At 34.1% G+C, this 22,750-nt stretch carries 24 protein-coding genes; 18 read left to right on the top strand and 6 right to left on the bottom strand.

Annotated elements, in window-relative coordinates; all coding sequences use genetic code 11:
- The first annotated feature begins 10 nt into the window (after positions 1-10).
- From recR to C1S72_RS04215, 3 genes are all read left to right on the top strand, one after another.
- Positions 11-628 (top strand): recombination mediator RecR, encoded by a 618-nt coding sequence (recR, locus tag C1S72_RS04225; RefSeq protein WP_104734408.1) that lies wholly within the window; start codon positions 11-13, stop codon positions 626-628.
- A 10-nt stretch (positions 629-638) separates the two neighbouring features.
- Positions 639-1,745 (top strand): glycosyltransferase family 2 protein, encoded by a 1,107-nt coding sequence (locus C1S72_RS04220; protein ID WP_104734407.1) that lies wholly within the window; start codon positions 639-641, stop codon positions 1,743-1,745.
- 80 nt (positions 1,746-1,825) lie between these two features.
- Positions 1,826-3,148 carry a dihydrolipoamide acetyltransferase family protein gene (locus tag C1S72_RS04215; RefSeq protein WP_104734406.1) on the top strand — a complete coding sequence of 441 codons (1,323 nt, stop codon included), beginning with the start codon at positions 1,826-1,828 and terminating at the stop codon, positions 3,146-3,148.
- Positions 3,149-3,306: 158 nt separating this feature from the next.
- Here C1S72_RS04215 and C1S72_RS04210 read toward each other — a convergent pair whose 3' ends face one another.
- Complete coding sequence (locus C1S72_RS04210) at positions 3,307-4,395, bottom strand: NADH:flavin oxidoreductase (protein WP_104734405.1); 1,089 nt, start codon at positions 4,393-4,395, stop codon at positions 3,307-3,309.
- 112 nt (positions 4,396-4,507) lie between these two features.
- On the opposite strand from C1S72_RS04210, the gene C1S72_RS04205 reads away from it, so the two are divergent.
- The 9 genes from C1S72_RS04205 (at position 4,508) to rimO (ending at position 10,778) form a co-directional block, all read left to right on the top strand.
- Entirely contained in the window at positions 4,508-5,284 is a 777-nt protein-coding gene (locus C1S72_RS04205; protein ID WP_104734404.1) for a 3'-5' exonuclease, read from the top strand.
- 90 nt (positions 5,285-5,374) lie between these two features.
- Positions 5,375-5,986, top strand: a complete 612-nt coding sequence (locus C1S72_RS04200; RefSeq protein WP_104734403.1) for a fumarylacetoacetate hydrolase family protein — start codon at positions 5,375-5,377, stop codon at positions 5,984-5,986.
- Positions 5,987-6,328 (top strand): Hpt domain-containing protein, encoded by a 342-nt coding sequence (locus tag C1S72_RS04195; RefSeq protein ID WP_104734402.1) that lies wholly within the window; start codon positions 5,987-5,989, stop codon positions 6,326-6,328.
- A complete protein-coding gene (locus tag C1S72_RS04190) occupies positions 6,328-7,575 on the top strand; it encodes a competence/damage-inducible protein A (RefSeq protein WP_104734401.1) in 1,248 nt (415 codons plus the stop codon). The genes C1S72_RS04195 and C1S72_RS04190 overlap by 1 nt, the downstream gene beginning before the upstream one ends.
- Before the next feature lie 99 nt (positions 7,576-7,674).
- The gene (gene rpmB, locus C1S72_RS04185; RefSeq protein WP_104734400.1) at positions 7,675-7,911 is read left to right on the top strand and encodes a 50S ribosomal protein L28; all 237 of its coding nucleotides are present in this window, start codon (positions 7,675-7,677) and stop codon (positions 7,909-7,911) included.
- A 23-nt stretch (positions 7,912-7,934) separates the two neighbouring features.
- Entirely contained in the window at positions 7,935-8,117 is a 183-nt protein-coding gene (gene rpmG, locus C1S72_RS04180) for a 50S ribosomal protein L33 (RefSeq protein ID WP_007648529.1), read from the top strand.
- 46 nt (positions 8,118-8,163) lie between these two features.
- Positions 8,164-8,316 carry a DUF4295 domain-containing protein gene (locus C1S72_RS04175; protein ID WP_104734399.1) on the top strand — a complete coding sequence of 51 codons (153 nt, stop codon included), beginning with the start codon at positions 8,164-8,166 and terminating at the stop codon, positions 8,314-8,316.
- 144 nt (positions 8,317-8,460) lie between these two features.
- Positions 8,461-9,414 carry a signal recognition particle-docking protein FtsY gene (gene ftsY, locus C1S72_RS04170; RefSeq protein ID WP_104734398.1) on the top strand — a complete coding sequence of 318 codons (954 nt, stop codon included), beginning with the start codon at positions 8,461-8,463 and terminating at the stop codon, positions 9,412-9,414.
- Positions 9,415-9,473: 59 nt separating this feature from the next.
- Complete coding sequence (gene rimO, locus C1S72_RS04165; protein WP_104734397.1) at positions 9,474-10,778, top strand: 30S ribosomal protein S12 methylthiotransferase RimO; 1,305 nt, start codon at positions 9,474-9,476, stop codon at positions 10,776-10,778.
- Positions 10,779-10,808: 30 nt separating this feature from the next.
- Here the strand turns inward: rimO and C1S72_RS04160 are convergent, their stop codons facing one another.
- The 4 genes from C1S72_RS04160 to C1S72_RS04150 form a co-directional block, all read right to left on the bottom strand.
- The gene (locus tag C1S72_RS04160; RefSeq protein ID WP_104734396.1) at positions 10,809-11,954 is read right to left on the bottom strand and encodes an alpha/beta hydrolase-fold protein; all 1,146 of its coding nucleotides are present in this window, start codon (positions 11,952-11,954) and stop codon (positions 10,809-10,811) included.
- Positions 11,955-12,108: 154 nt separating this feature from the next.
- Positions 12,109-12,273, bottom strand: coding sequence for a hypothetical protein (locus C1S72_RS14405; protein ID WP_162919927.1), 165 nt, complete (start codon positions 12,271-12,273; stop codon positions 12,109-12,111).
- Between the two features lie 171 nt (positions 12,274-12,444).
- Positions 12,445-13,302 carry an O-methyltransferase gene (locus C1S72_RS04155; RefSeq protein ID WP_104734395.1) on the bottom strand — a complete coding sequence of 286 codons (858 nt, stop codon included), beginning with the start codon at positions 13,300-13,302 and terminating at the stop codon, positions 12,445-12,447.
- 11 nt (positions 13,303-13,313) lie between these two features.
- Positions 13,314-14,585: a carboxypeptidase-like regulatory domain-containing protein gene (locus C1S72_RS04150; protein ID WP_104734394.1), complete on the bottom strand. Its 1,272-nt coding sequence runs from the start codon at positions 14,583-14,585 to the stop codon at positions 13,314-13,316.
- A gap of 172 nt (positions 14,586-14,757) precedes the next feature.
- Between C1S72_RS04150 and bshC the strand changes: the two genes are divergently transcribed.
- The 6 genes from bshC to C1S72_RS04120 are packed head-to-tail and all read left to right on the top strand — an operon-like array spanning position 14,758 to position 22,128.
- The gene (bshC, locus tag C1S72_RS04145) at positions 14,758-16,362 is read left to right on the top strand and encodes a bacillithiol biosynthesis cysteine-adding enzyme BshC (protein WP_104734393.1); all 1,605 of its coding nucleotides are present in this window, start codon (positions 14,758-14,760) and stop codon (positions 16,360-16,362) included.
- Between the two features lie 3 nt (positions 16,363-16,365).
- A complete protein-coding gene (locus tag C1S72_RS04140) occupies positions 16,366-17,736 on the top strand; it encodes a pyridoxal phosphate-dependent decarboxylase family protein (protein WP_104734392.1) in 1,371 nt (456 codons plus the stop codon).
- A 49-nt stretch (positions 17,737-17,785) separates the two neighbouring features.
- Complete coding sequence (gene guaA, locus C1S72_RS04135) at positions 17,786-19,321, top strand: glutamine-hydrolyzing GMP synthase (RefSeq protein WP_104734391.1); 1,536 nt, start codon at positions 17,786-17,788, stop codon at positions 19,319-19,321.
- Between the two features lie 42 nt (positions 19,322-19,363).
- Positions 19,364-21,307, top strand: a complete 1,944-nt coding sequence (locus C1S72_RS04130) for a LysM peptidoglycan-binding domain-containing protein (RefSeq protein ID WP_104734390.1) — start codon at positions 19,364-19,366, stop codon at positions 21,305-21,307.
- Between the two features lie 44 nt (positions 21,308-21,351).
- Positions 21,352-21,891, top strand: coding sequence for a DUF922 domain-containing protein (locus C1S72_RS04125; protein WP_162919926.1), 540 nt, complete (start codon positions 21,352-21,354; stop codon positions 21,889-21,891).
- On the top strand, positions 21,892-22,128 hold the full coding sequence (locus tag C1S72_RS04120; RefSeq protein ID WP_394338516.1) for a DUF3820 family protein: 237 nt from the start codon (positions 21,892-21,894) through the stop codon (positions 22,126-22,128). It begins immediately after the preceding gene.
- Positions 22,129-22,162: 34 nt separating this feature from the next.
- Here C1S72_RS04120 and C1S72_RS04115 read toward each other — a convergent pair whose 3' ends face one another.
- Complete coding sequence (locus C1S72_RS04115) at positions 22,163-22,741, bottom strand: hypothetical protein (protein WP_104734388.1); 579 nt, start codon at positions 22,739-22,741, stop codon at positions 22,163-22,165.
- Positions 22,742-22,750: the final 9 nt, after the last annotated feature.

The raw sequence follows: 22,750 nt of genomic DNA, 5'->3' as shown, positions 1-22,750 counted from the left end.
ATTCGCAGCTATGGAATTTTCATCAAAACTACTTGAACGTGCTGTAAACGAAATGTCGCAATTGCCAGGTATTGGTAAACGTTCGGCATTGCGTTTGGTTTTGCATTTATTGGGACAGCCTGAAAATCAAACCAATCAGTTATCTGATGCTTTAAAAACCATGCGTTCGGAAATTAATTTTTGTAAAAGTTGTCATAACATTAGTGATAATACCATTTGTGAGATTTGCTCAAATCCACATAGAACGGATGAAATTATTTGCGTAGTTGAAGATATTCGTGATGTAATGGCTATAGAAAATACGAGTTCTTTTAGAGGTTTGTATCATGTTTTGGGAGGAAAAATTTCACCAATGGATGGTATTGGTCCAAGTGATTTAAACATTGAAACTCTTGTTGAAAAGGTAAAAACTGGTAAGGTTAAAGAACTTATTTTTGCTTTAGGCTCTACCATGGAAGGTGATACCACAAACTTTTATATCTACCGACAAATTCAAGACTATAATGTGGTAACGTCAACTATTGCCAGAGGAATTTCGGTTGGGAACGAATTGGAATATACAGATGAGGTGACATTAGGTAGAAGCATTATTAACCGTATTCCATTTGAAGCATCCCTAAAATCTTAAATTCAATTATTTGAAACTTTCCGTTGTCATATTAAATTATAACGTGCGTTACTTTTTGGAGTTGTGCTTAAAAAGTGTAGAAGCTGCTATATCAGATTTGGATGCCGAAATAATAGTAGTTGATAATAATTCGCCAGATGACAGTTGTCAAATGGTAAAAGCACAGTTTCCGGGAGTTATTTTAATTGAAAATAAAAACAATGATGGTTTTTCAAAAGGAAATAATTTAGGCGTCGCTCATGCCAAGGGTGAATATATCTGTATTTTGAATCCAGATACTGTTGTTAGCGAAGATACATTTTCCAAATTATTACAATTTATCAAACAACAAGAAAATCCGGGTATTGTAGGTTGTCGCTTAATAGATGGAACTGGTCATTTCTTGCCTGAAAGTAAACGTAATATTCCAAAGCCTAGTGTTGCTCTCAAAAAACTACTTGGAAATCCTTATGATTATTATGCCAATCAAGTTGATGAATTTGGTATTGGAGAAGTTCCTGTTTTTGTAGGTGCGTTTATGCTAATGGAAAAGAGTGTTTATAATGAAGTTGGCGGATTTGACGAAGACTATTTTATGTATGGTGAAGATGTGGACATTTCCTATAAAGTTTTAAAAGCAGGCTATAAAAATTACTATAATGGCGCAACCAGTATTATCCATTATAAAGGTGAAAGCACGCTAAAGGATGTAAAGTATGCCAAACGGTTTTATGGGGCTATGCAGATTTTCTATAAAAAACATTTTAAAAGTAATTGGTTTTTCAATACCATAGTTTGGTTTGGAATAAAAGCAGCTTACCTGCTGCGTTCAGAGCCCAAGCAACAAGCAAAACGTGTTGACGCTTACTTGGTTTTGTCAAAACGGTCTTGCGATTTTATTAAACCTTTTTTCGAAAAACCAATAGAAGTGGTTTCGGAGTTACCAGAGTTAAAACCATACACCGAAATTATTTTTGATGCGCATACCTTTAGTTACAAATCCATTATAGAACTCATTGATAATTATAAGACGCAACGGACTATTTCCTTTAAAATATTACCTAATAATGCACATTTTATGGTAGGTAGTAATAGTTCGAAGAGTAGAGGCGAAATCGTGTTGTTTGAAAAGAATTAATTAACAAAACTGCAATCAATTCGATGATTTTTCATTAATTTTGCAGTCGTAATTTAAAAAAACAGTGTTCCATTACAGATATGGCAAAATTTGAATTAAAACTCCCGAAAATGGGAGAGAGTGTCGCAGAAGCAACTATCACCTCTTGGTTAAAAGAAGTAGGTGAAACTATTGAAGCTGATGAAGCGGTTTTAGAAATAGCAACCGATAAAGTAGATAGTGAAGTGCCCAGTGAAGTTGAAGGTGTTTTAGTTGAAAAACTTTTTGATGTTGATGATGTGGTTCAAGTAGGTCAAACTATTGCAGTTATAGAAACCGAAGGAGAGGCTAATGCATCGGCTTCACAGCCAGAACCTGCAAAAACTGAAGCTGCTCCAGAAACACCTGCAGTAGCTGAAGTTCAAAATACTGTTTTAGCAGCTCAAGAAAGCGTTGCTCCAATAGTATCTTCAGGAGATCGCTTTTATTCGCCTTTAGTTAGAAATATAGCCAAAAAAGAAGGTGTCTCTCAAAGCGAATTAGACGCCATGCCAGGAACAGGTAAAGATGGACGTGTTACTAAAAATGACATTTTAGCATATATCGAAAATAGAGGTAATCAAGCAACTGTCTCTTCGAGCGCAGTCGAGAAGTCTCAACCAACTCAAGAAAAATCACAGCCAAAAGAAAAAGCAGCACCTGTGGTAGCTTCTGGTGATGACGAAATCATTGAAATGACCAGAATGGGCAAATTGATTGCGCATCACATGGTAGAGTCAGTTCAAACATCTGCACATGTTCAAAGTTTTATTGAGGCGGATGTAACGAAAATCTGGAACTGGCGTAACAAAGTTAAAAAAGAGTTCGCTGCAAGAGAAGGTGAAAATTTAACCTTTACACCAATATTCATGGAAGCCGTAGCAAAAGCCTTACGTGATTTCCCAATGATGAATATATCAGTACAAGGTGATAATATTATTAAGAAAAAACATATCAATCTAGGTATGGCTGCAGCCTTACCAGATGGGAACTTAATTGTACCAGTTATCAAAGATGCTGATCAATTAAATCTGGTTGGTATGACCAAAAAGGTAAACGATTTGGCTGGAAGAGCTAGAGAGAATAAATTAAAACCAGACGATATTCAAGGCGGAACATACACAGTTACCAATGTTGGAACATTTGGTAGTATTATGGGAACACCAATTATCAATCAGCCACAAGTAGGTATTTTGGCTTTAGGAGCCATTAGAAAAGTACCTGCTGTTGTAGAAACACCTGAAGGCGATTTTATTGGTATTCGTTACCGTATGTTTATGTCACATTCTTATGACCACAGAGTGGTTAATGGTGCATTAGGTGGCCAATTTGTAAAAGCAGTTAAAGACTACTTGGAAGCTTGGGATCCAAATAGAGAAATATAAATTCCTGCGAGGTCATTGAGATGTCACATTGAGCTTGTCGAAATGTTCTCGAAATGAAGGCAAGAAATCGAAGATTCAGCAAGGCGAATCCCATATATAACAAAAAGCACAACTTTTAAGTTGTGCTTTTTTAGTCTTTGACTTTTTATTTACACATTCTACTTATTTATTTCCTCCACAAACCCATCCCATCTACGCATATAATCAATAAACGTGTCACTTAAGCCTTCAGATTTTAAATATGCTACCGAAACAGGGTTTCCAATAGGTTTGAAGTTTGGGTTTTTCATCACATGTATTGGGAAATCATGATGTAAAATACCAGAACGACCTATGGTTACAAAATCTACTTCCGAATCCAATACGTTTTGCACATCATCACCAGTTCTAATATTCCCAGCAACGGTTAGTTTGATATTTTTAAAATCTAATTCGGTTATATGCTGTAACAATGTTTTATCGGAATCTGGGTATTCTTCAGGTTTTTTTAAACAATCCCAAAGAGATAAATCTAAAAAGTCAATATTATAATCATCAATCAATTGTTGACTGATAATTTTTATTTCAGACAATTTCATACCAAAACGTTCAGGAGATAAGCGCACACCTAACAGAAATGCTTTACCACACGCATTGCGAATACCATCAACAATTTCAAACAATAATCGAGAACGATTTTCAAGTGATCCACCATATTGGTCTTGGCGCTTGTTAATTTCACTGCTTATAAACTGGGTTAAAATATAACCATGAGCGCCATGAACTTCAACACCATCATAGCCACATTTTTGAGCACGAATGGCAGCTTGAATAAAATCGTTTTTAAGTTGATATACTTCGTCTAAAGTCAAGGCTCTAGCGTTATGTTTTTCACTATCCGAAGGGCAAATCGCTTTTTGTTTTATCACTTCATAGGGTGAGCGCATACCAGCATGATGCAGTTGAATAACAGCCAAACTCCCATAACTCTTAATTTTAGAGGCTAGCTTTTTATGACCATTAATTAAATCATCTGAAAAAATGCCTAATTGTCCAGGAAATCCTTTGCCAACTTCTTGAACGTGAGAGGCACAGGTCATTACCAATCCAAAACCACCTTGGGCACGCATAGTAAGCCAATGGTATTCGTCATCAGACAACTGACCATTTTCGTGGCTTTGTTGGTTAGTCAATGGAGCCAACATAAAGCGGTTTTTCATTTGTAGTCCGCAGGTAAATGTGATAGAATCCGAAGGTTTCTTTTTCATAGAAAGTTTTCTGTTTTGATGTAAATTTCGACTTTTCATATCGTATTTCAAATAATTAAAATCAGTTTATAGTTTTAGTTATTCTAACTACCTTTGCCAAAACAACTTTTTAATGAATCTTAACTTATCAAAACCCATCTGTTTTTTCGATTTAGAAACTACAGGTGTTAATATTACGTCCGACCGTATTGTCGAAATTGCTATCCTTAAAGTTTATCCAGATGGTAAGGAAGAATCCAAACGTTGGTTGGTAAATCCAGAGCGTCCAATTCCAAAAGAGGTAACCGCAATTCATGGCATTTCTGATGCTGATGTTGCTAACGAGCCGACTTTTAAGGAATTGGCAAAAGAGATTCATAACATGATAAAAGATTCGGATTTAGGAGGTTTTAATTCTAATAGATTTGATATTCCGTTGTTAGCAGAAGAAATGTTACGTGCTGAAGTGGATTTTGATATGAAAAATAGGTTGTCAATAGATGTACAAACCATTTTTCATAAAATGGAGCAACGTACCTTAAGTGCTGCTTATAAATTTTATTGCGATAAAACATTGGAAGATGCCCATACCGCTGAAGCCGATACAAATGCAACGTATGAAGTGTTAAAGGCGCAAATAGCCAAATATGATGAACTTGAAAATGACTCCAAATTTTTGGCCGAGTTTAGTTCACGTAAACGGTTTGCCGATTTCGCAGGCTTTATTACCTACAATAAAAAGGGCGAAGAATGTTTTTCTTTTGGGAAGCATAAAGGTAAACGTGTTGAAGATATTCTGGAAGAAGAACCAGGTTATTTTGGATGGCTGCTTAATGCCGATTTTCCACTATACACTAAAAAAGTATTGACAGCCATTAAATTAAGGGCGTTTAATAATAAATTGACATAGAACCAAGAACCAAGAGTCAAGACATTACTACCAATTACATAAGTCTTGAGTCTAAAAGCAAAGCGGTCTTGATTCTTTAATCTTAAAAAAATGAAATTAATCTGCATAGGTCGTAATTACACCAAGCACATAGAAGAATTGAAAAATGAAAAGCCAACAGATCCTGTTGTGTTTTTAAAACCGGATACAGCCATTCTATTAAAAAAACAACCGTTTTTTATTCCGGATTTCTCCATTGACGTCCATCATGAAGTAGAAGTTTTGGTTAAAATTAATCGTGTTGGTAAGCATATTGACAAAAAGTTTGCTCATAAATATTATAATGAAATAGGTTTGGGTATTGATTTTACAGCACGTGATCTTCAGGCACAACTCAAGGAGAAAGGATTGCCTTGGGAAAAAGCTAAAGCTTTTGATGGAGCCGCTGTAATCGGAAAGTGGTTGCCCAAAGAACAGTTTTCAGATTTAAACAATTTGTCTTTTTCATTACAGAAGAATGATGAGGTTGTTCAAGATGGTAACACGAGTCATATGTTATGGAAAATTGACGAATTAATAGAATATGTCTCTAAATATTTTACTTTAAAGATTGGAGATATTATATTTACCGGAACACCTGCAGGAGTTGGCAAGGTAGTTGCAAACGATAGATTAAAAGGATATATAGAAGACAACGAAATGTTTTCAATAACAGTAAAATAAATGGAACAACATTACAAATTATACAGAGTACGCGAAATGGCAGATAATGACGAAGATTTTGTGGCTGCTTTAGCAGCTGCATTTTTAGAAGAAGTGCCAGAAGACTTGGAACGATTAAAAACGGCTGTTGCCAACACAGATTATTATTCGGCTTATCAAGCCGCTCATAAAATGAAACCTACAGTCGATTTATTTGAGTTAGGCGTACTTCAAGACCTAATTGAAGTTCAGGATTGGGGAAAGTTTGAAAAAACGGATATGGATCCTACTGAAAAATTACAAATTGTTACTGTGGCTGTTGAAAATGCTGTTGCCGAAATAAAAACAGATTTTGGATTGTAATGCAAGCTGAAATCATAACCATTGGAGATGAAATTCTAATTGGTCAGATTGTTGACACCAATTCAGCCTTTATAAGCAAAGAACTTAATAGAATAGGTGTTTCGGTATATCAAATTACATCGGTTCAAGATGATAAGGAGCACATACTTAAATCTCTGTATGAAGCCGAAGAGAATGCTGACATTATTGTCATTACAGGTGGATTAGGCCCAACTAAAGATGATATTACCAAAAGGACATTAGCTGAATATTTTAATGATACGTTAGTGCAAAGCGAAGCTGTACTGAAAAATATTGAGCATTTATGGGAAACATACATTAAAAAGCCATTAGCACAAGTAAACATTGATCAAGCATTGGTGCCTTCAAAATGTCAAGTGCTTATGAACAGATTTGGCAGTGCTCCAGGCATGTGGTTAGAAAAAAATGACAAAGTATTTATATCCTTACCTGGAGTGCCATATGAAATGAAAGCACTCATGGAAAATGAGGTGATACCAAAATTGCGCAAAGCTTATAAGTTCCCTTTTATTAAACATATCACTTTATTGACTTATGGTTTAGGAGAAAGTTCTTTGGCTGAACGCATTGAAGCATGGGAAGATAATTTACCCAATTTCATGAAGCTGGCTTATTTGCCAGGTTTGGGTAGAGTGCGATTGCGTTTATCAGCTAAATCAATGGATAAAGATTTGGTTGAAACCGAAATGCAAAAACAAATTGAAGTGTTGCTGCCACAAATTGAAGATATTTTTGCTGGTTATGATACGGACGATTCTTTGGAAGCATTATTAGGTAAACAATTAACTGATTTAGGCAAAACATTAGCTACTGCCGAAAGTTGCACAGGTGGAAAAATTGCCGAAAGTTTTACAGCAATTCCAGGTGCTTCTAAATATTTTAAAGGAAGTGTGGTAAGTTATGCTACTGAAGCCAAGATTGAAGTCTTAAAAATTCCAAGGGCTGTTATCGATGAGCATTCGGTCGTTTCAAAAGAAGTAGCTGAAGCGATGGCACAAAGTGCCCGTGATTTATTCAAAACAGATTATGCCATTGCAACTACTGGAAATGCAGGACCTGACAAAGGTGATTCGGATGCAGAAGTTGGTACTGTCTTTATAGCAATAGCTACAAAAAATACGGTTTACTCCGAAGAATTCAATTTTGGAAACCACCGAAAAAAAGTGGTTAGAAAGGCGGTAAACAAAGCTTTTGAAATGCTACAAAAAGAAATTTTAAAAAAGTAGTTATTTAAGTTTGTTGATATTCCAAAGTTTTACTAAATTTGCACCCTGTTTTGAAAGAATCGTCAATTCAGAACACAATAACATTTAAAGGTTAGAACAATGTCAAGAGTTTGTGAACTTACAGGAAAGAAGGCTATGGTTGGAAACAACGTGTCTCATGCAATGAATAAAACAAAACGTAAATTCAATGCGAATTTAGTTAAAAAACGTTTTTACATCCCTGAAGAAGATAAGTGGGTTACTTTAAAAGTAGCTGCGTCAACATTAAAGACTATTAACAAAATTGGAATTTCTGCTGCTTTAAAACAAGCAAAAGTAAAAGGTTTCATTAAGTAATAGCTACATAAAAAGTTAGTAAAATGGCAAAGAAAGGTAACAGAATACAAGTAATATTAGAGTGTACGGAGCACAAAGAGTCTGGACAACCAGGAACATCTAGATATATTACAACTAAAAATAAAAAGAACACGCCAGATAGAATGGAGATTAAGAAATTTAATCCTATTCTTAAGAGAATGACGGTTCATAAAGAGATTAAGTAATAAAGAGATTTTCATTAAGTGAAAATGTCCTAAAAAATATTTAGACATGGCAAAGAAATCAGTAGCATCGTTACAAACAGGATCTAAAAGATTAACAAAAGCTATCAAAATGGTAAAATCTCCAAAAACGGGATCTTACATGTTTGTAGAATCTGTTATGGCTCCAGAGTTAGTAAACGATTGGTTAAACAAACAATAAGAGTTTATTCTTATGATATATAAGCTGCTTTCGGTTTTCGAAAGCAGCTTTTTGTTTTATATTTACGCACGAATGACAAAAGTGCAGATATAATTTACGAGGCAAGAATTTTGCTAGAGTAATATTCAGTTATAAACAGTTACTATGAGTTTTTTTAAAAAAATATTTTCTTCAGAAAAAAAAGAAACACTTGATAAGGGATTAGAAAAATCCAATACATCGTTTTTAAATAAATTAAGTAAGGCAGTTGCGGGGAAATCTAAAGTTGATGATGATGTTTTAGATAATTTAGAAGAAGTTTTGGTTTCCAGTGATGTAGGTGTCAATACCACTTTAAAAGTTATTGAACGAATAGAAGCACGTGTTGCTAAAGATAAATATTTAGGAACTGAAGAACTTAATAAAATACTACGTGAAGAAATAGCAGGTTTATTAAGTGAGACCAAATCTGGTGAAGAAACCGATTATACCATTCCAGAAGATAAAAAACCGTATGTATTGATGGTAGTTGGTGTGAATGGTGTTGGAAAAACCACGACTATTGGAAAATTAGCTTACCAGTTTAAAAAGAAAGGTTTAAAAGTGGTTTTAGGCGCAGCCGATACATTTAGAGCTGCAGCTATAGATCAATTACAGGTTTGGGCAGATCGTGTAGATGTACCTATGGTACGTCAAGATATGGGAAGCGACCCAGCTTCTGTTGCGTTTGATGCCTTGCAATCAGGTGTCAACCAAGATGCCGATGTCATCATTATTGATACGGCAGGACGTTTACATAATAAAGTGAACTTAATGAACGAGCTTACCAAAGTAAAACGCGTTATGCAAAAAGTAGTTGGAGACGCACCTCATGATGTATTGTTAGTGTTAGATGGCTCTACAGGTCAAAATGCATTTGAGCAAGCTAAACAATTTACAGCTGCAACCGAAGTCACGTCATTAGCGGTTACCAAATTAGATGGTACAGCCAAAGGTGGTGTAGTTATTGGTATTTCAGATCAATTTCAAATACCTGTAAAATACATTGGTGTCGGAGAAGGTATCGAAGATTTACAAGTCTTTAATAAATACGAGTTTGTAGACTCGTTCTTCAAATAGAAATAAATGCTCATCCTGATCTTGTTGAAAGATCGTTATAATTTAATCACTTACGTTTCATGCGAACAAAATCACTAAAGAAGAATAAGATTAATGTGGTCACGCTTGGTTGTAGTAAAAACGTTTACGACAGCGAAGTATTAATGGGTCAGCTAAAGGCTAATGGCAAAGACGTGGCTCATGAGGAAGAAGGGAATGTTGTTGTGATTAATACCTGTGGATTTATCAATAATGCGAAAGAAGAAAGTGTGAATACTATTTTAGAATTCATGCAGAAGAAGGAAGCTGGTGAAGTTGATAAAGTGTTCGTGACAGGCTGTTTAAGCGAGCGTTATAAACCCGATTTGCAAAAGGAAATTCCTGATGTAGATGCCTATTTTGGAACAACCGAATTACCACATTTATTAAAAGCACTTGGTGCCGATTATAAGCATGAGTTGATAGGTGAACGTTTAACAACCACTCCTAAGAATTATGCCTATTTAAAAATTGCCGAAGGCTGTGATAGGCCTTGTAGTTTTTGCGCTATTCCTTTAATGCGTGGCAAACATAAAAGTACACCTATTGAAGAATTGGTAACCGAAGCTGAAAAATTGGCTGCCAATGGTGTAAAAGAATTGATTCTTATTGCCCAAGATTTAACCTATTACGGACTTGATTTATACAAAAAGCGTAATCTGGCTGAATTATTAGAAGCTTTGGTAAAAGTTGATGGTATTGAGTGGATTCGTTTGCATTATGCGTTTCCAACAGGTTTTCCGTTAGATGTTTTAGATGTCATGAAACATGAACCTAAAGTTTGTAATTATCTGGATATACCATTACAACATATTTCGGATGATATTTTAAAAAGTATGCGTCGTGGTACAACAAAAGAAAAAACCACCAAACTCATAAAACAGTTTCGGGAAGCAGTTCCTGAAATTACTATTCGTACGACTTTGATTGTGGGTTATCCCGGAGAAACCGAAGAAAATTTTCAAGAGTTAAAGCAATGGGTACAAGATATGCGTTTTGAACGTTTAGGTTGTTTCACATATTCTCATGAAGAAAACACACATGCGTATAATTTAGAAGATGATGTGCCGGAAGAGGTCAAGCAAGAACGTGCCAATGAAATTATGGAAATTCAATCCCAGATTTCTTGGGAGTTGAATCAAGCTAAAATTGGACAAGAATTCAAGGTGGTTATTGATAGAAAAGAAGGTAATTATTTTGTGGGACGCACGGAGTATGATTCTCCAGATGTAGATAATGAAGTGTTAATTGATGCTTCAAAAACCTATCTAAAAACGGGCGAATATACCCAAGTTAAAATCACAGATGCCGCTGATTTTGACCTTTATGGTGAGGTGATTAATTAAGTTTTGCTTAAATAATATCGGTTTTTTGCATTATTGCCAACCGTTTTTTATTTTTTCAGCATGTATTTCTTTAATAATTTCAAGTTTTCCTTCCCAGTTGTTTTCTGCTGTTTTTAAAAGAAGTTCTGCTCTTTCTAAATATTTCCTTGAGGTTTCTTTGTCATTATCTAGTGTTAACTCATATAGGGAGAGATAAAAGTCATAATAATTGGGATAATATTTTACTCCAAGTTCATAAATGTTAGCCGCATATTCTTCTAGTTCGTTGTTCCAATAACGAGATGCTATTCCATTAATGTCAGATATTTCAGGTGGATAATCATAATTTCCAATTTTTGAGGCAACTCTTATTTTATTCAACTCTTCAGATATTGAACCCGGTTTATTTATTAGTTTATATTCCATATCAACTTGAGCAATTTCAAAGAAGCGATTTCTATAATCTTCAAATACTTTTGTAAGTAAAGTTGGAACTGCTACTATTGGAACAGCATTATGAGTCGAGTAACCAGCTTCAAATGTATAAATGGACTCAAAAAATGAAGGGAATTGAACTTTTAGATTGTCGTATTTCTTTCTATGTGCGATATCCTTAACGCTACTGCCAATAGAAATCGAAATTTTTGACTTATCAATAACTTCCGATTGTTCAAATCCTTCAACAAGCATTTCCATTTGGTCATACGGTGAATTCGCAATTACAGAGGTGTAATAGTTTGGATGATTGTAAAATGAATAAAGCGCAAAAGATGCTGTAAAAGAATGTCCAACAATTATTTTTAATTCACTTGGGTTATATGTTATTAATTCTTTGTCAAGTTCTCTGGTTATGAATTTATCTAACGATAGTTCGGTTTTTAAATCTACAATAGCACATTCTTTAGTTCTATCTTTTAAAGGAATAACAACTATTAAGGCACTTGGAATTTCTTTTGTAAATCGTAAATAATGAATATCAGAAATGATTGGTTTGGCAAACCATTCGTGTTGTCCATCGAGTAGATAGATTACAGGAAGTTTTACGGAATCTGATTTGTATTTGTAGAATTCGGGTTTGCATATGTAAACAGTTCTTTCATCCCCAAATGCTTTCGAGTAAAACGAAAGTGTATCTATTTCCTGTCCATATGCTATGGCTGAAACAATAAATAGAAATATAAAATTTATGTTTTTCATTTGCGATATTCTCCTAATAGCTTGTAATTTCAAGATATGTTTTATTTAATTAACTATATCGGTCGATAACGAAGTTCGGTTATTTTTTTTACAAAGTCAATAAAAAAGGGAAGCTTCAAGCTTCCCTTATAATTAACCATAAAATAGTATGGGTTTAATCCCATTGTTTTTGGGTAGTACTTAAGCCTTGATATAAAAATGTAGCATTACTTGTGCTAGCTTCAGTATCAAGCGTGTTGCTATCTCCATTAGCATACCAACAGCCACTATTTCCTGAAATGTTCCTATAACCCATAGACACCGATTCGTAAATTGCCAAATGACCTGTTGTACTAATAGCATTGTTAGTACCTTTGTAGACAAAGTAATTGTATTCAGAATCATGTTCTGGAAGCGCACCTTCTATGCTTTCATAAGGGTCACTAATCGAATTGATTACATACTTAAAATAAGATTATTTTTTAGATTATTTTCGAGAACTCATTAAGACTTAAGTTCTCACCAATAAAGCCAAACTTGTAATATTAGTATCTAGTTTAGTAGGCCACGGTAAATCTCCAAGTGGTATAACTTTAATGTTGGCGCCTTCTTGAATTAATCTTTCGGTTGCCAGATAAGGTCCTTCAACCAAAGAACCATTAGACCAAAGTGGTTTCATTTCTGGAAAAAAATCATGTAATAATATAACACCATTAGGATTCAAAATATTTAATGCAGCGGGAATTTCTTGGTAAACAGTTCCACCAGAATGATCACCGTCTAAAAAAATAAAGTCAAATGTTTCAGAAGTTGTTTTAATTAAATCAAGAGACATGCCTGCTTTAAAAGTCGTAAAGCTGTCATAGCCAAATTTGGTAATCATTTCCAAAGGAGAATATTTAGTGCCATAGTCGAGCCAAGGTTTATTTTGCTTGCAATTAACATCCCGAATATCTGCCGTTTTAAAATCAACTTCAAGACCATGGTTAACCTGACTCATAAAAAGAGCAGAGGCAATATGAAGTGTTGAGGCACCTATATGTGTACCCACTTCTAAAACAGACTTGGGCTTGAAATGACATAATAAATAATAAAGTGCTCTTCGGTCTCCAGGATTGACTCCTCCTGTACCATCAGGAATTATAAATTGATCTATTTCTTGCTTGGATTGATTCCAAAATTCACCAATAGTTTTTGAGTTTAAAATTTCTGAAAGGTTGACGTCATTTTCATGAATTAGATTTTTTGAATCAAGCTGTTCTGTAGATAGTTTGTGAAAAGCAGCCATTTCTTTGGCTTTTCTGGAAGCATGAATTTTTTTGATTACAAATCCTGGTGTTATGCTTTTTACTAGTTGTTTCAAACTCATAAATAACTGAATTAAGATTCTGATTTTTCCAACTGTTTGTTTATTTTTTCGATTGCTGATTCAATTGATTTTTCAGGCTCAATAATATTATACTCTCCCCAAAAATCAGGATCAGAAAAACCAGTAGCTTCATCTATAAGAATACTTGTTGGTTTTAAAATAAGATTCTTGTCTATTGGTTTAGAAAACTTTTCTGAAGCATTTTCCCAATCAGTAACTGCCATTTCACTGTTAAGTGAGTAATAACTATTAAATATACGCCCTTTCCAATTGACCTTAAATGCTAAAAAGATATTACTATAACTATAATACCATTTATCTTTATATACCCTGTAATTTACACGATAGTTAGCTTCAGTAGGATATACGCGAACTTTATTAGGTTTTCTTCTAATAAATAATTCACTTGCTAATACCTTATTTTCAACATTTAAACTGTAAATAGCACTTATAAGGGCAAGGCTTTCAGAGTCAATGTACAACTTACCATAATATAATGGAATTTTTAATTCTGGTTTTTGTTTAAAATTTACAACATAAACCAGCCTATCATTAATTTGAGTTGATTTGTCAAACGTAAATATGTATTCAGAAAGATTGTCTTCAGTAAAAATATATTGCGGATATTTAATAATATCAGCATACAGATTACTAAAAGGCCCTCCTTGAAGTTTAAGAGCCAATGTGTCTAATTTAGAATAATTTGTGTTTTTTCTTATTTTAATTAGATTCACTGCATCTCTTTTGTTGTTGGTGTAAGCCTGCTTTTGAATACTTACAACGGCTTCAGATAGTGAAACATTTTGTCGTCTCTTTTTTATGGTTTCCCTATAGAACGCAGTCATATTTATATTGTAGGGGAAATAATTTTCACCTCTTCTTTTTAGCATAGATTTCACTAAAGACTCCGCATTTTTTGGTCTGACAATGTTAATCTCATCTAGCTCCGTAAATATTGGTTTTAAAAGAATATTGCTGTCCTTTTGCAAGGCTATAATTGAAATATTTAAATCAGCATACCCAAGATATTGAATTTTTACTGTCGAATCAGAAAGGGTTTTTGGTATTTTTAATAAAAACTCACCTTCAGTATTAGTGACTGTGGCAATATTAGTTTCTAAAACCATTAAATTGGCTAAAACTAAAGGTTCATTACTTTTGCTGTCTAATACCAAGCCTTTAATTTCAAGATAACTGTCAATCTTTTGAGCAAAAAAATTAGAAGTTGTAATAAGAAACAAACAAAGCAAACTTATTGATCTAACCCAAAAGAAATTTTTCATAATGCCTCTAATTAAAACATATTTATTTAATGATGGTTTTCGTATTCGAAAATTTATTAAATGTATGAAAATTTGATGTAACTCTTTTGGGCTGTTAAAAAAAAGCTAAAAACCGAAATTCTGAATATTATCTTCAAAAGATGGTATCTTTACAAAAAAATGAAGTCACTATATGCCATCAAGTTATATTCCGTTTAAGAAAACAGGTTATTTTTCGGACTTAATTTGTGATTATCTAGATCAATCACCCAGATTGCAACCATTTTACAATAAGTTTCCTGAACTTAATAATTTTAAACTTCAAATTGAAGAAAAACAAGCGTCATTCAATAAAGAAAGTAGAGAGATTCTTGTAAAAGCGCTTCATTCTCAAAATGAAAGCATTTCAGTTTCAAGCAAAACAAGTAAGAATATTTCTGCTTTAAAAGATTCAAACTCGTTTACTGTTACTACTGGGCATCAATTAAATTTATTTACCGGACCGCTTTATTTTTTCTACAAAATTGTTTCTACTATTAATCTTTGTAGTGAATTAAAAAAGGAATACCCTAACTATAACTTTGTTCCAATTTACTGGATGGCTAGTGAAGATCATGATTTTGATGAAATAAATTTTTTTAATCATAACGGAAAAAAAGTTCAATGGTCTAAACAGGTTTCGGGAGCAGTAGGCGAGTTAAATTTAAGTGGATTGGATGCAGTATATGAGGCGTTTTCCGTAGAAATTGGTTTGGGAAATAATGCTGATGCTTTAAAAACAGTATTCAAAGACGCTTATCTAAAACATGATACATTAGCAGAAGCTACGCGATATTTGGTCAATACGTTTTTTTCAGAATTAGGTTTAGTGATTTTAGATGGTAATGATAAAAGCTTGAAGCAATTATTTATACCAAATATAAAGGATGAGTTGTTAAATAAAACAACGTTTCAAAAGGTGTCTGAAACCAATAAAAATCTGAATAAACTTGAAGCTGATTATAAAGTTCAAGTTAATCCTAGAGAGATAAATTTGTTTTATATAAACGATGGTTTGCGGGTGCGAATTGTTGAAAATGAGGGAATTTACCAAGTATTGGACACGGATATCAAATGGGATGTTGAAACTATTATAGATGAAGTTGAAAATAATCCCGAACGTTTTAGTCCCAATGTAATTACTAGACCCTTATTCCAAGAAGTAATTTTGCCTAATCTTTGTTATATTGGAGGAGGTGGAGAGCTCGCCTACTGGTTTCAGTTGAAATCAAGTTTTGAAGCTCATCAAGTACCTTTTCCAGTTTTGTTGTTAAGAAATTCGGTGCTACTTATTTCAAAAAAACAACGAGAGAAATTAGAAAAGTTGGATATTGACATTTCAGAAATGTTTTTAAAGCAAGATGATTTAATAACAAAAGTAACCAAACAATTTTCGCAAATTAATATTGATTTTACAGCTCAAAAAAATCAACTAAATAAGCAATTTGAAGACCTCTACGAATTGGCTAAAAAAACAGATAAATCATTTCTCGGAGCTGTAGCTGCTCAAGAACGTAAACAAGTAAAAGGATTGGAGCATCTTGAAAAACGTTTGTTAAAAGCCCAAAAGCGTAAACTAAAAGATGTTATTAGTCGTGTTACCAATATCCAAGATACGCTATTCCCAAACCAAAGCTTACAAGAACGTCAAGCTAATTTTTCTGACTTTTATTTAGAGTATGGAGACCAATTAATTCAGCAGTTAGTGTTAAATTTGCAACCACTTAAAGGCGAATTTACAATACTAAATTTAGACTAATTCATGCATAAAATAGATATTGAGCTTATTGAAATGACTTTGGATGTCATGAAATATGCCATTGGTAGAATATCAGCTACTGAACATCATATTGGTAAACCCAAGAAAGCTGAAGAACTAAAAGCTTTGGTTGGTGATACGATTACCGAAAAAGGGATTGGTGGTGAGTATGCATTCAATTTATGGAAAGAGCACTTGTCCAAAGCTAATGTGCCAGTTGATCACCCAAGAAATCTTGCTTTTGTACCTGCATCACCAACGCGTGCTGCAGTTATGTTTGATTTGGTGACTTCGGCTTCAAGTATTCATGGTGCTTATTGGATGGAAGGAGCAGGTGGTATATTTTGTGAAAATGAAGCCATGCAATGGATTGTTTCCCTTACTGGAATGCCAGAAGGCGCATTTGGTGTCTTTACAAGTGGTGGTACTGCTGCCAATCTATCTGCCATAGTTACAGCAAGAGAATATTGGCGTAGAGATGATACTTATAAGCGTGAAAAAGGATTAATTATTACATCAATTGGTGCACATTCCTCAATTAAGGCCATGGCAAAAGTGGCTGACGTCGATATACTTTTAGTAGATACAGAAGAAAAACTAACAGGTATTGCACTTCAAGAAACAATTGAAAACCTAACTTTTCACCAACGCAAGCGTTTGTTTGCCGTTGTAGCAACTGGTGGAACTACCAATGCTGGAATAATTGATGATTTAGAAGGAATAGCCAAAGTATGCAAAGCAGAACGATTGTGGTTTCATGTAGATGCTGCTTATGGTGGTGGTGCTTTAGCAGCAGATTCTGTTAGGCCCTTATTTAAAGGTATTGAAAAAGCTGATAGTATAACAATTGATCCGCATAAATGGATGTTTTCACCATATGATTGTGGAGCAGTAATTTATAAAGAGCCAGAGCTAGCAAAAGAGGCACATTCTCAACAGGGCTCTTATCTAGATATTTTTAAAGACGAGGGTGCTCACGGTTTTAACCCTACAGATTATCAAATACAACTAACGCGTCGTGTTCGAGGATTACCATTATGGTTTTCTTTAGCCACACACGGAACGGATAGATATAAGGAGTCGGTTGAGCGCGGTATTGAATTGGCTCAAATAGCTGGTCGTATGATTGAGGCTGATCCTAATTTGGAGTTGGTAAGAGAGCCAAGTTTATCATGTGTTCTGTATAGAAGAAAAGGATGGAAGCCGGAAGACTACACCCATTGGACCTATGAAAATCATAACAAAGGATTTGCTTTAGTAACACCAACCAAATGGAAAAATGGTGAAGTGTATGAAACCGTCTCAAGATTTTGCTTTATTAATCCAGATACAACGGAAAAAGATATTCAATTGATTTTAAATTCCATGGTATAATTTTTTAATTATATAAATACATTTTTAGTATTAAATATTACTTTTGCGCATGCAACACAACAACGTACTTATATTAGATTTCGGCTCGCAATACACACAACTTATTGCTCGTCGCGTGAGAGAATTAAACATTTATTGTGAAATTCATCCATTCAACAAGATTCCAAATAATATTGAAGATTTTAAAGCGGTTATTCTTTCGGGAAGCCCTAACTCTGTTAGAGGTGAAGCTGTTTTACATCCAGATTTAGCAGAAATTCGTGTAAAAAAACCATTATTGGCTGTTTGTTATGGAGCGCAGTATTTAGCACATTTTTCTGGAGGTGAGGTAGCACCTTCAAATACCCGTGAATACGGTCGTGCAAACTTGTCGTTTGTTAAGGATCAGGAACCTTTTTTAAATAATATAAAAACAGGTAGCCAAGTATGGATGAGTCATAGTGATACTATAAAGCAATTACCTGAAAATGGCATGTTGCTGGCAAGCACGCATGATGTGGAAAATGCAGCGTATAAAATTGAAGGCGAACAAACTTATGCCATTCAATTTCACCCAGAAGTATATCATACAACAGATGGTAAGCAGTTACTAGAAAATTTTTTAGTTCACATTGCAGGTGTTAATCAAGACTGGACGCCTCAATCATTTGTTGAAGAAACCGTTGAAGAGTTAAAAGAAAAATTAGGGAATGATAAAGTTGTTCTAGGACTTTCAGGTGGTGTGGATTCTTCAGTAGCCGCCATGTTATTGCATAAAGCCATAGGTAAAAACCTCTATTGTATTTTTGTAAACAACGGCTTACTTCGCAAAAATGAATTTCATGATGTATTAGAGCAATACAAAGGAATGGGATTGAATGTAAAAGGTGTGGATGCTTCGGCACGCTTTTTGGATGCATTAGCTGGGTTGAGTGATCCCGAGCAAAAGCGAAAGGCTATTGGTCGCGTGTTTATTGAGGTGTTTGATGATGAAGCCCATGAAATAACTGATGTGAAATGGCTAGCACAAGGCACCATTTATCCAGATGTAATTGAGAGTGTTTCGGCCACAGGCGGTCCTAGTGCTACTATTAAAAGTCATCACAATGTTGGCGGATTGCCAGATTTTATGAAGCTAAAAGTTGTAGAACCATTAAAGGCTTTGTTTAAGGATGAAGTTCGAAGAGTAGGAGCCTCTATGGATATGGATAAAATGCTATTAGGGCGTCATCCATTTCCTGGTCCAGGATTGGCTATTCGGATTTTAGGTGATATCACAGCCGAAAAAGTTCGTATATTACAAGAGGTTGATGCCATATTTATAGGTAACCTTAAAAAGTATGATTTGTATGATAGTGTGTGGCAAGCAGGAGCAATCTTACTGCCTGTAAATAGTGTAGGAGTAATGGGTGATGAACGTACATACGAAAAATGTGTGGCATTGAGAGCTGTAGAAAGTACTGATGGTATGACGGCAGATTGGGTTAATTTACCTTATGAATTTTTGCAAAAAACGTCCAACGAAATAATAAATAAAGTTAAAGGCGTTAATAGAGTAGTGTATGACATTAGTTCAAAACCACCTGCAACAATTGAATGGGAATAGTCCATTTTAAACATTGAAGCGTATATTAATAAAGTATCATAAATGAAACAGTTTTTTTATCTCCTATCCTTTCTATTAATTTTTGGTTGTGTTGCAACCAACGCTCAAAATTATAAAACTCATAAAGTCAAAGAAGGAGAGACTATTGAAGGTATTGCAAAAGTATACAACGTAACACCATTTGATATTTACAGCCTCAATCCAGATGCCAAAAAAGGTATAAAACGAAATACGATATTAATTATTCCAAAATCAAAGTTAAGCCCGTCACCTCAAGCATCAATAACAAAAGAATTAGTTGGTTTTAAAGACCATAAAGTAAAACGTAAAGAAACATTATATAGTTTATCTAAAAAGTATGATGTTGAAGAGGATGATATCAAAAAGCACAATACGTTTCTATATGCTAATAATTTAAGAAAGGGAGACCGATTAAAAATTCCAGTTTTTAAGCGTGTATTAGAAGTGGTAGAAGTCAAAAAACCTTCAAAGCAATACACAGTATTGCCAAAAGAAGGCAAATGGCGTATAGCTTACAAATATGGGATAACGGTTGATGAGTTAGAAGCTTTAAACCCAGGTATGGCAGAGGTGCTTAATCCAGGTGATAAAATAAATGTTCCTAATATTGAATTGGCCGAAGAGAAAAAAGTTGATAATCAGTATTCATATTATGAAGTTTTACCTAAAGAAGGTTTTTACAGATTGAAACTGAAGTTAGGTTTAGATCAAGCTGAATTAGAAGCATTGAATCCGGAATTAAAAGATAGCGGATTAAAAGTAGGTATGGTTTTGAAGATTCCTTATACTCAAAAAGTCGTGAATACATCAAGTGCTTTAGAGCCAGTAGATTTATCAAGTGGCATTGATAGGCGCAAAACAAAACACGTCGCTATAATGTTACCTTTTAAATTAAACAAGGTAGATATTGATTCTGTGGCCGATACAAAAGCACAAATGAAAAAAGATCCCTTCTTAAAAATGTCATTGGATTTTTATTCGGGCGTTGTTGTGGCTTTAGATTCTCTTGACAAAATGGGAGTTTCATTAAAAGTTGATGTGTATGATACCAAAAACTTAACTAGTGAAGTTTCAAAAATTCTAAATGAAAATAATTTTGAGAATGTAGATGTTGTTATAGGACCTTTTATGCCCAATAACATTCAGAAAGTAGCTTCGCAATTACGATCGGACAGCATACCAGTTGTATCTCCAATCACAAAAAATGTAACGCTTACTGATAATGTTTTTCAATCTAGACCATCAGAAGATTTATTGTATGATAAAATTGTAAACTACGTAAAGCAAGACACTTCAATTAACCAAATTATTATTATTGCTGATAATGACCATACCAAAGTAAGTAATGATTTAAAACGCGAATTTGCTTTTGCACCACAAGTTTATTCAAGAAAGAATAAAGAAGGACAAGATGCTTATTATATATTGGATGACGATATTATTCCTAAACTGAAACCGGGAAAAAATCTCGTTTTCCTTGAGACCTCAAATCCTGGTTTGGTATCTAATGTTTCAAGTAAGTTAAATGCTTTTATTACAAAAGACCGCCAAATTATTTTGGCAACTTCAAATATGAGTGCTGCTTTTGAAGATGACGAAGTTTCTAATTACCATCTATCAAATTTACAGTTTCTATTCCCAGCCATTGCCAAAACCTATAATGAGGATGAAAGTAACAGTTTTTCTAAAAATTATATAAACAGATTTGGCGTCACGCCAAATAAAGTTGCTGTAAGAGGGTTTGATGTAACAATGGATGTTATTTTAAGGATATTGAATTATGAAGATTTGTATGAATCGGTCAATATGGCACCATTAACATCTTATGTTGAGAATAAATTCGCGTACAAAAAGCAATTATTGGGTGGATATTACAATACCACGGTGTATTTGGTAAAATATCAAGATTTAAAAATTGTTGAGGTCACTCCAAATTCAGATGTCTCAGATCAGTTTAAGCAATAATTTTGCATGAATCAGCGTTTTATTAAGTGCTTTATGCCTTAAAAATGAACAAAATATTCTTTGCCTTTTATTGTGTTATTTGCCTTCTTATAGTAGAAAAGGAAATGGCATGGTCACCTGACTACAAATTACAATGGTCAGATTTTCAAGGTACACCTAATAATAATTCTGATGCTGCCGCCACTACAGCTTCCGGAATTACCTTTGGTTATAGATTAAGTGAGACTGATGATAATATTACAGATTTTGCCGCTGATGTAACAGCACATTTTTATCCTGATAAATCTTGGTACAAACCAGAAGAAGTTAGCAACCATATTTTGGAGCATGAACAGTTGCATTTTGATATTACTGAACTCCACGCACGTAAATTACGACAACAAGTAAGTGAGTTATCTATATCCAATTCTGTTGGTAGTAAATTAGATGCATTACACTTACAGATATTACAGGATTTGAGCACTATACAAAACAACTATGATAACGCTTCTGATTTCTCAAGAAATAAAGAACAACAAAAACTTTGGAAGGATAACATAACTGAACAGTTGAATGCTTTAAATAGTTTTGCAAAATCGAATTAAATGGCTCTGGAACCAGATAAGGACTTCTTAATAAAACTGGCACATACCAAAATGCCTTATGGTAAATACAAAGACCGCTATTTAATAGACTTGCCAGAATACTATGTGGTTTGGTACAACACAAAAGGGTTCCCAAAAGGCAAATTAGGAGAATACTTACAAACAGTTTATGAACTAAAAGTAAATGGGTTAGAAGATTTAATTCGAAATATAAAACGTCAATATCCTAAAATCTAGCATATTGACGTTTTCAATATAATACAGACCTAATTTAGTCAACTTTTGTTAAGGATACAGCAACAGCTTCTGCATATGTAAGAATAACAACTTGGCCAACATGTAATTTTTGTATTAAGTCTTTGTCTTTCATGTGGATAGTTGTAAAATCGCCTTGAGGACCTTGTATGTTTACAAACATAAAAGGCAGGTTTATAACTTGAATAGTTACAACGGCTTTCACCATGGCACCAACAGCAGCTCCAGGTTCAACATCTAAATCTGCTTTACCTGCTTCAGCAATAATAACTAGTGGTTCAGCTAATTCAGCTTCAGTTGGTTTACGGAATTCAGCTTTTACATATTTGTAAAAATCAAATGTAACCACCTCGCCAACTTCAATTTCATCAAATCGTTCTACTTCAGGACCAGCAGTAATGGTATGCAAATCACCTTTAGAACCCATGATCGTGATATCGCGAGTCTCTTTATTAATTTCAGTTATCGTTCCTTTTACTTCAACAACTTCAGAAATTTCCTTTGTTGGTATTTCTTTGTCGTTTTCTTGAGCAAAAGTAATTTGAGAGACAAGTAGAATTGTGAAAATTACTAAACACTTTTTAAATAAATTCATTTTTGGTTA

The organism is Hanstruepera ponticola (genome assembly GCF_002940745.1).
Taxonomy (GTDB): Bacteria; Bacteroidota; Bacteroidia; order Flavobacteriales; family Flavobacteriaceae; genus Hanstruepera; species Hanstruepera ponticola.
This window is presented reverse-complemented; position numbering and strand designations above follow the sequence as displayed.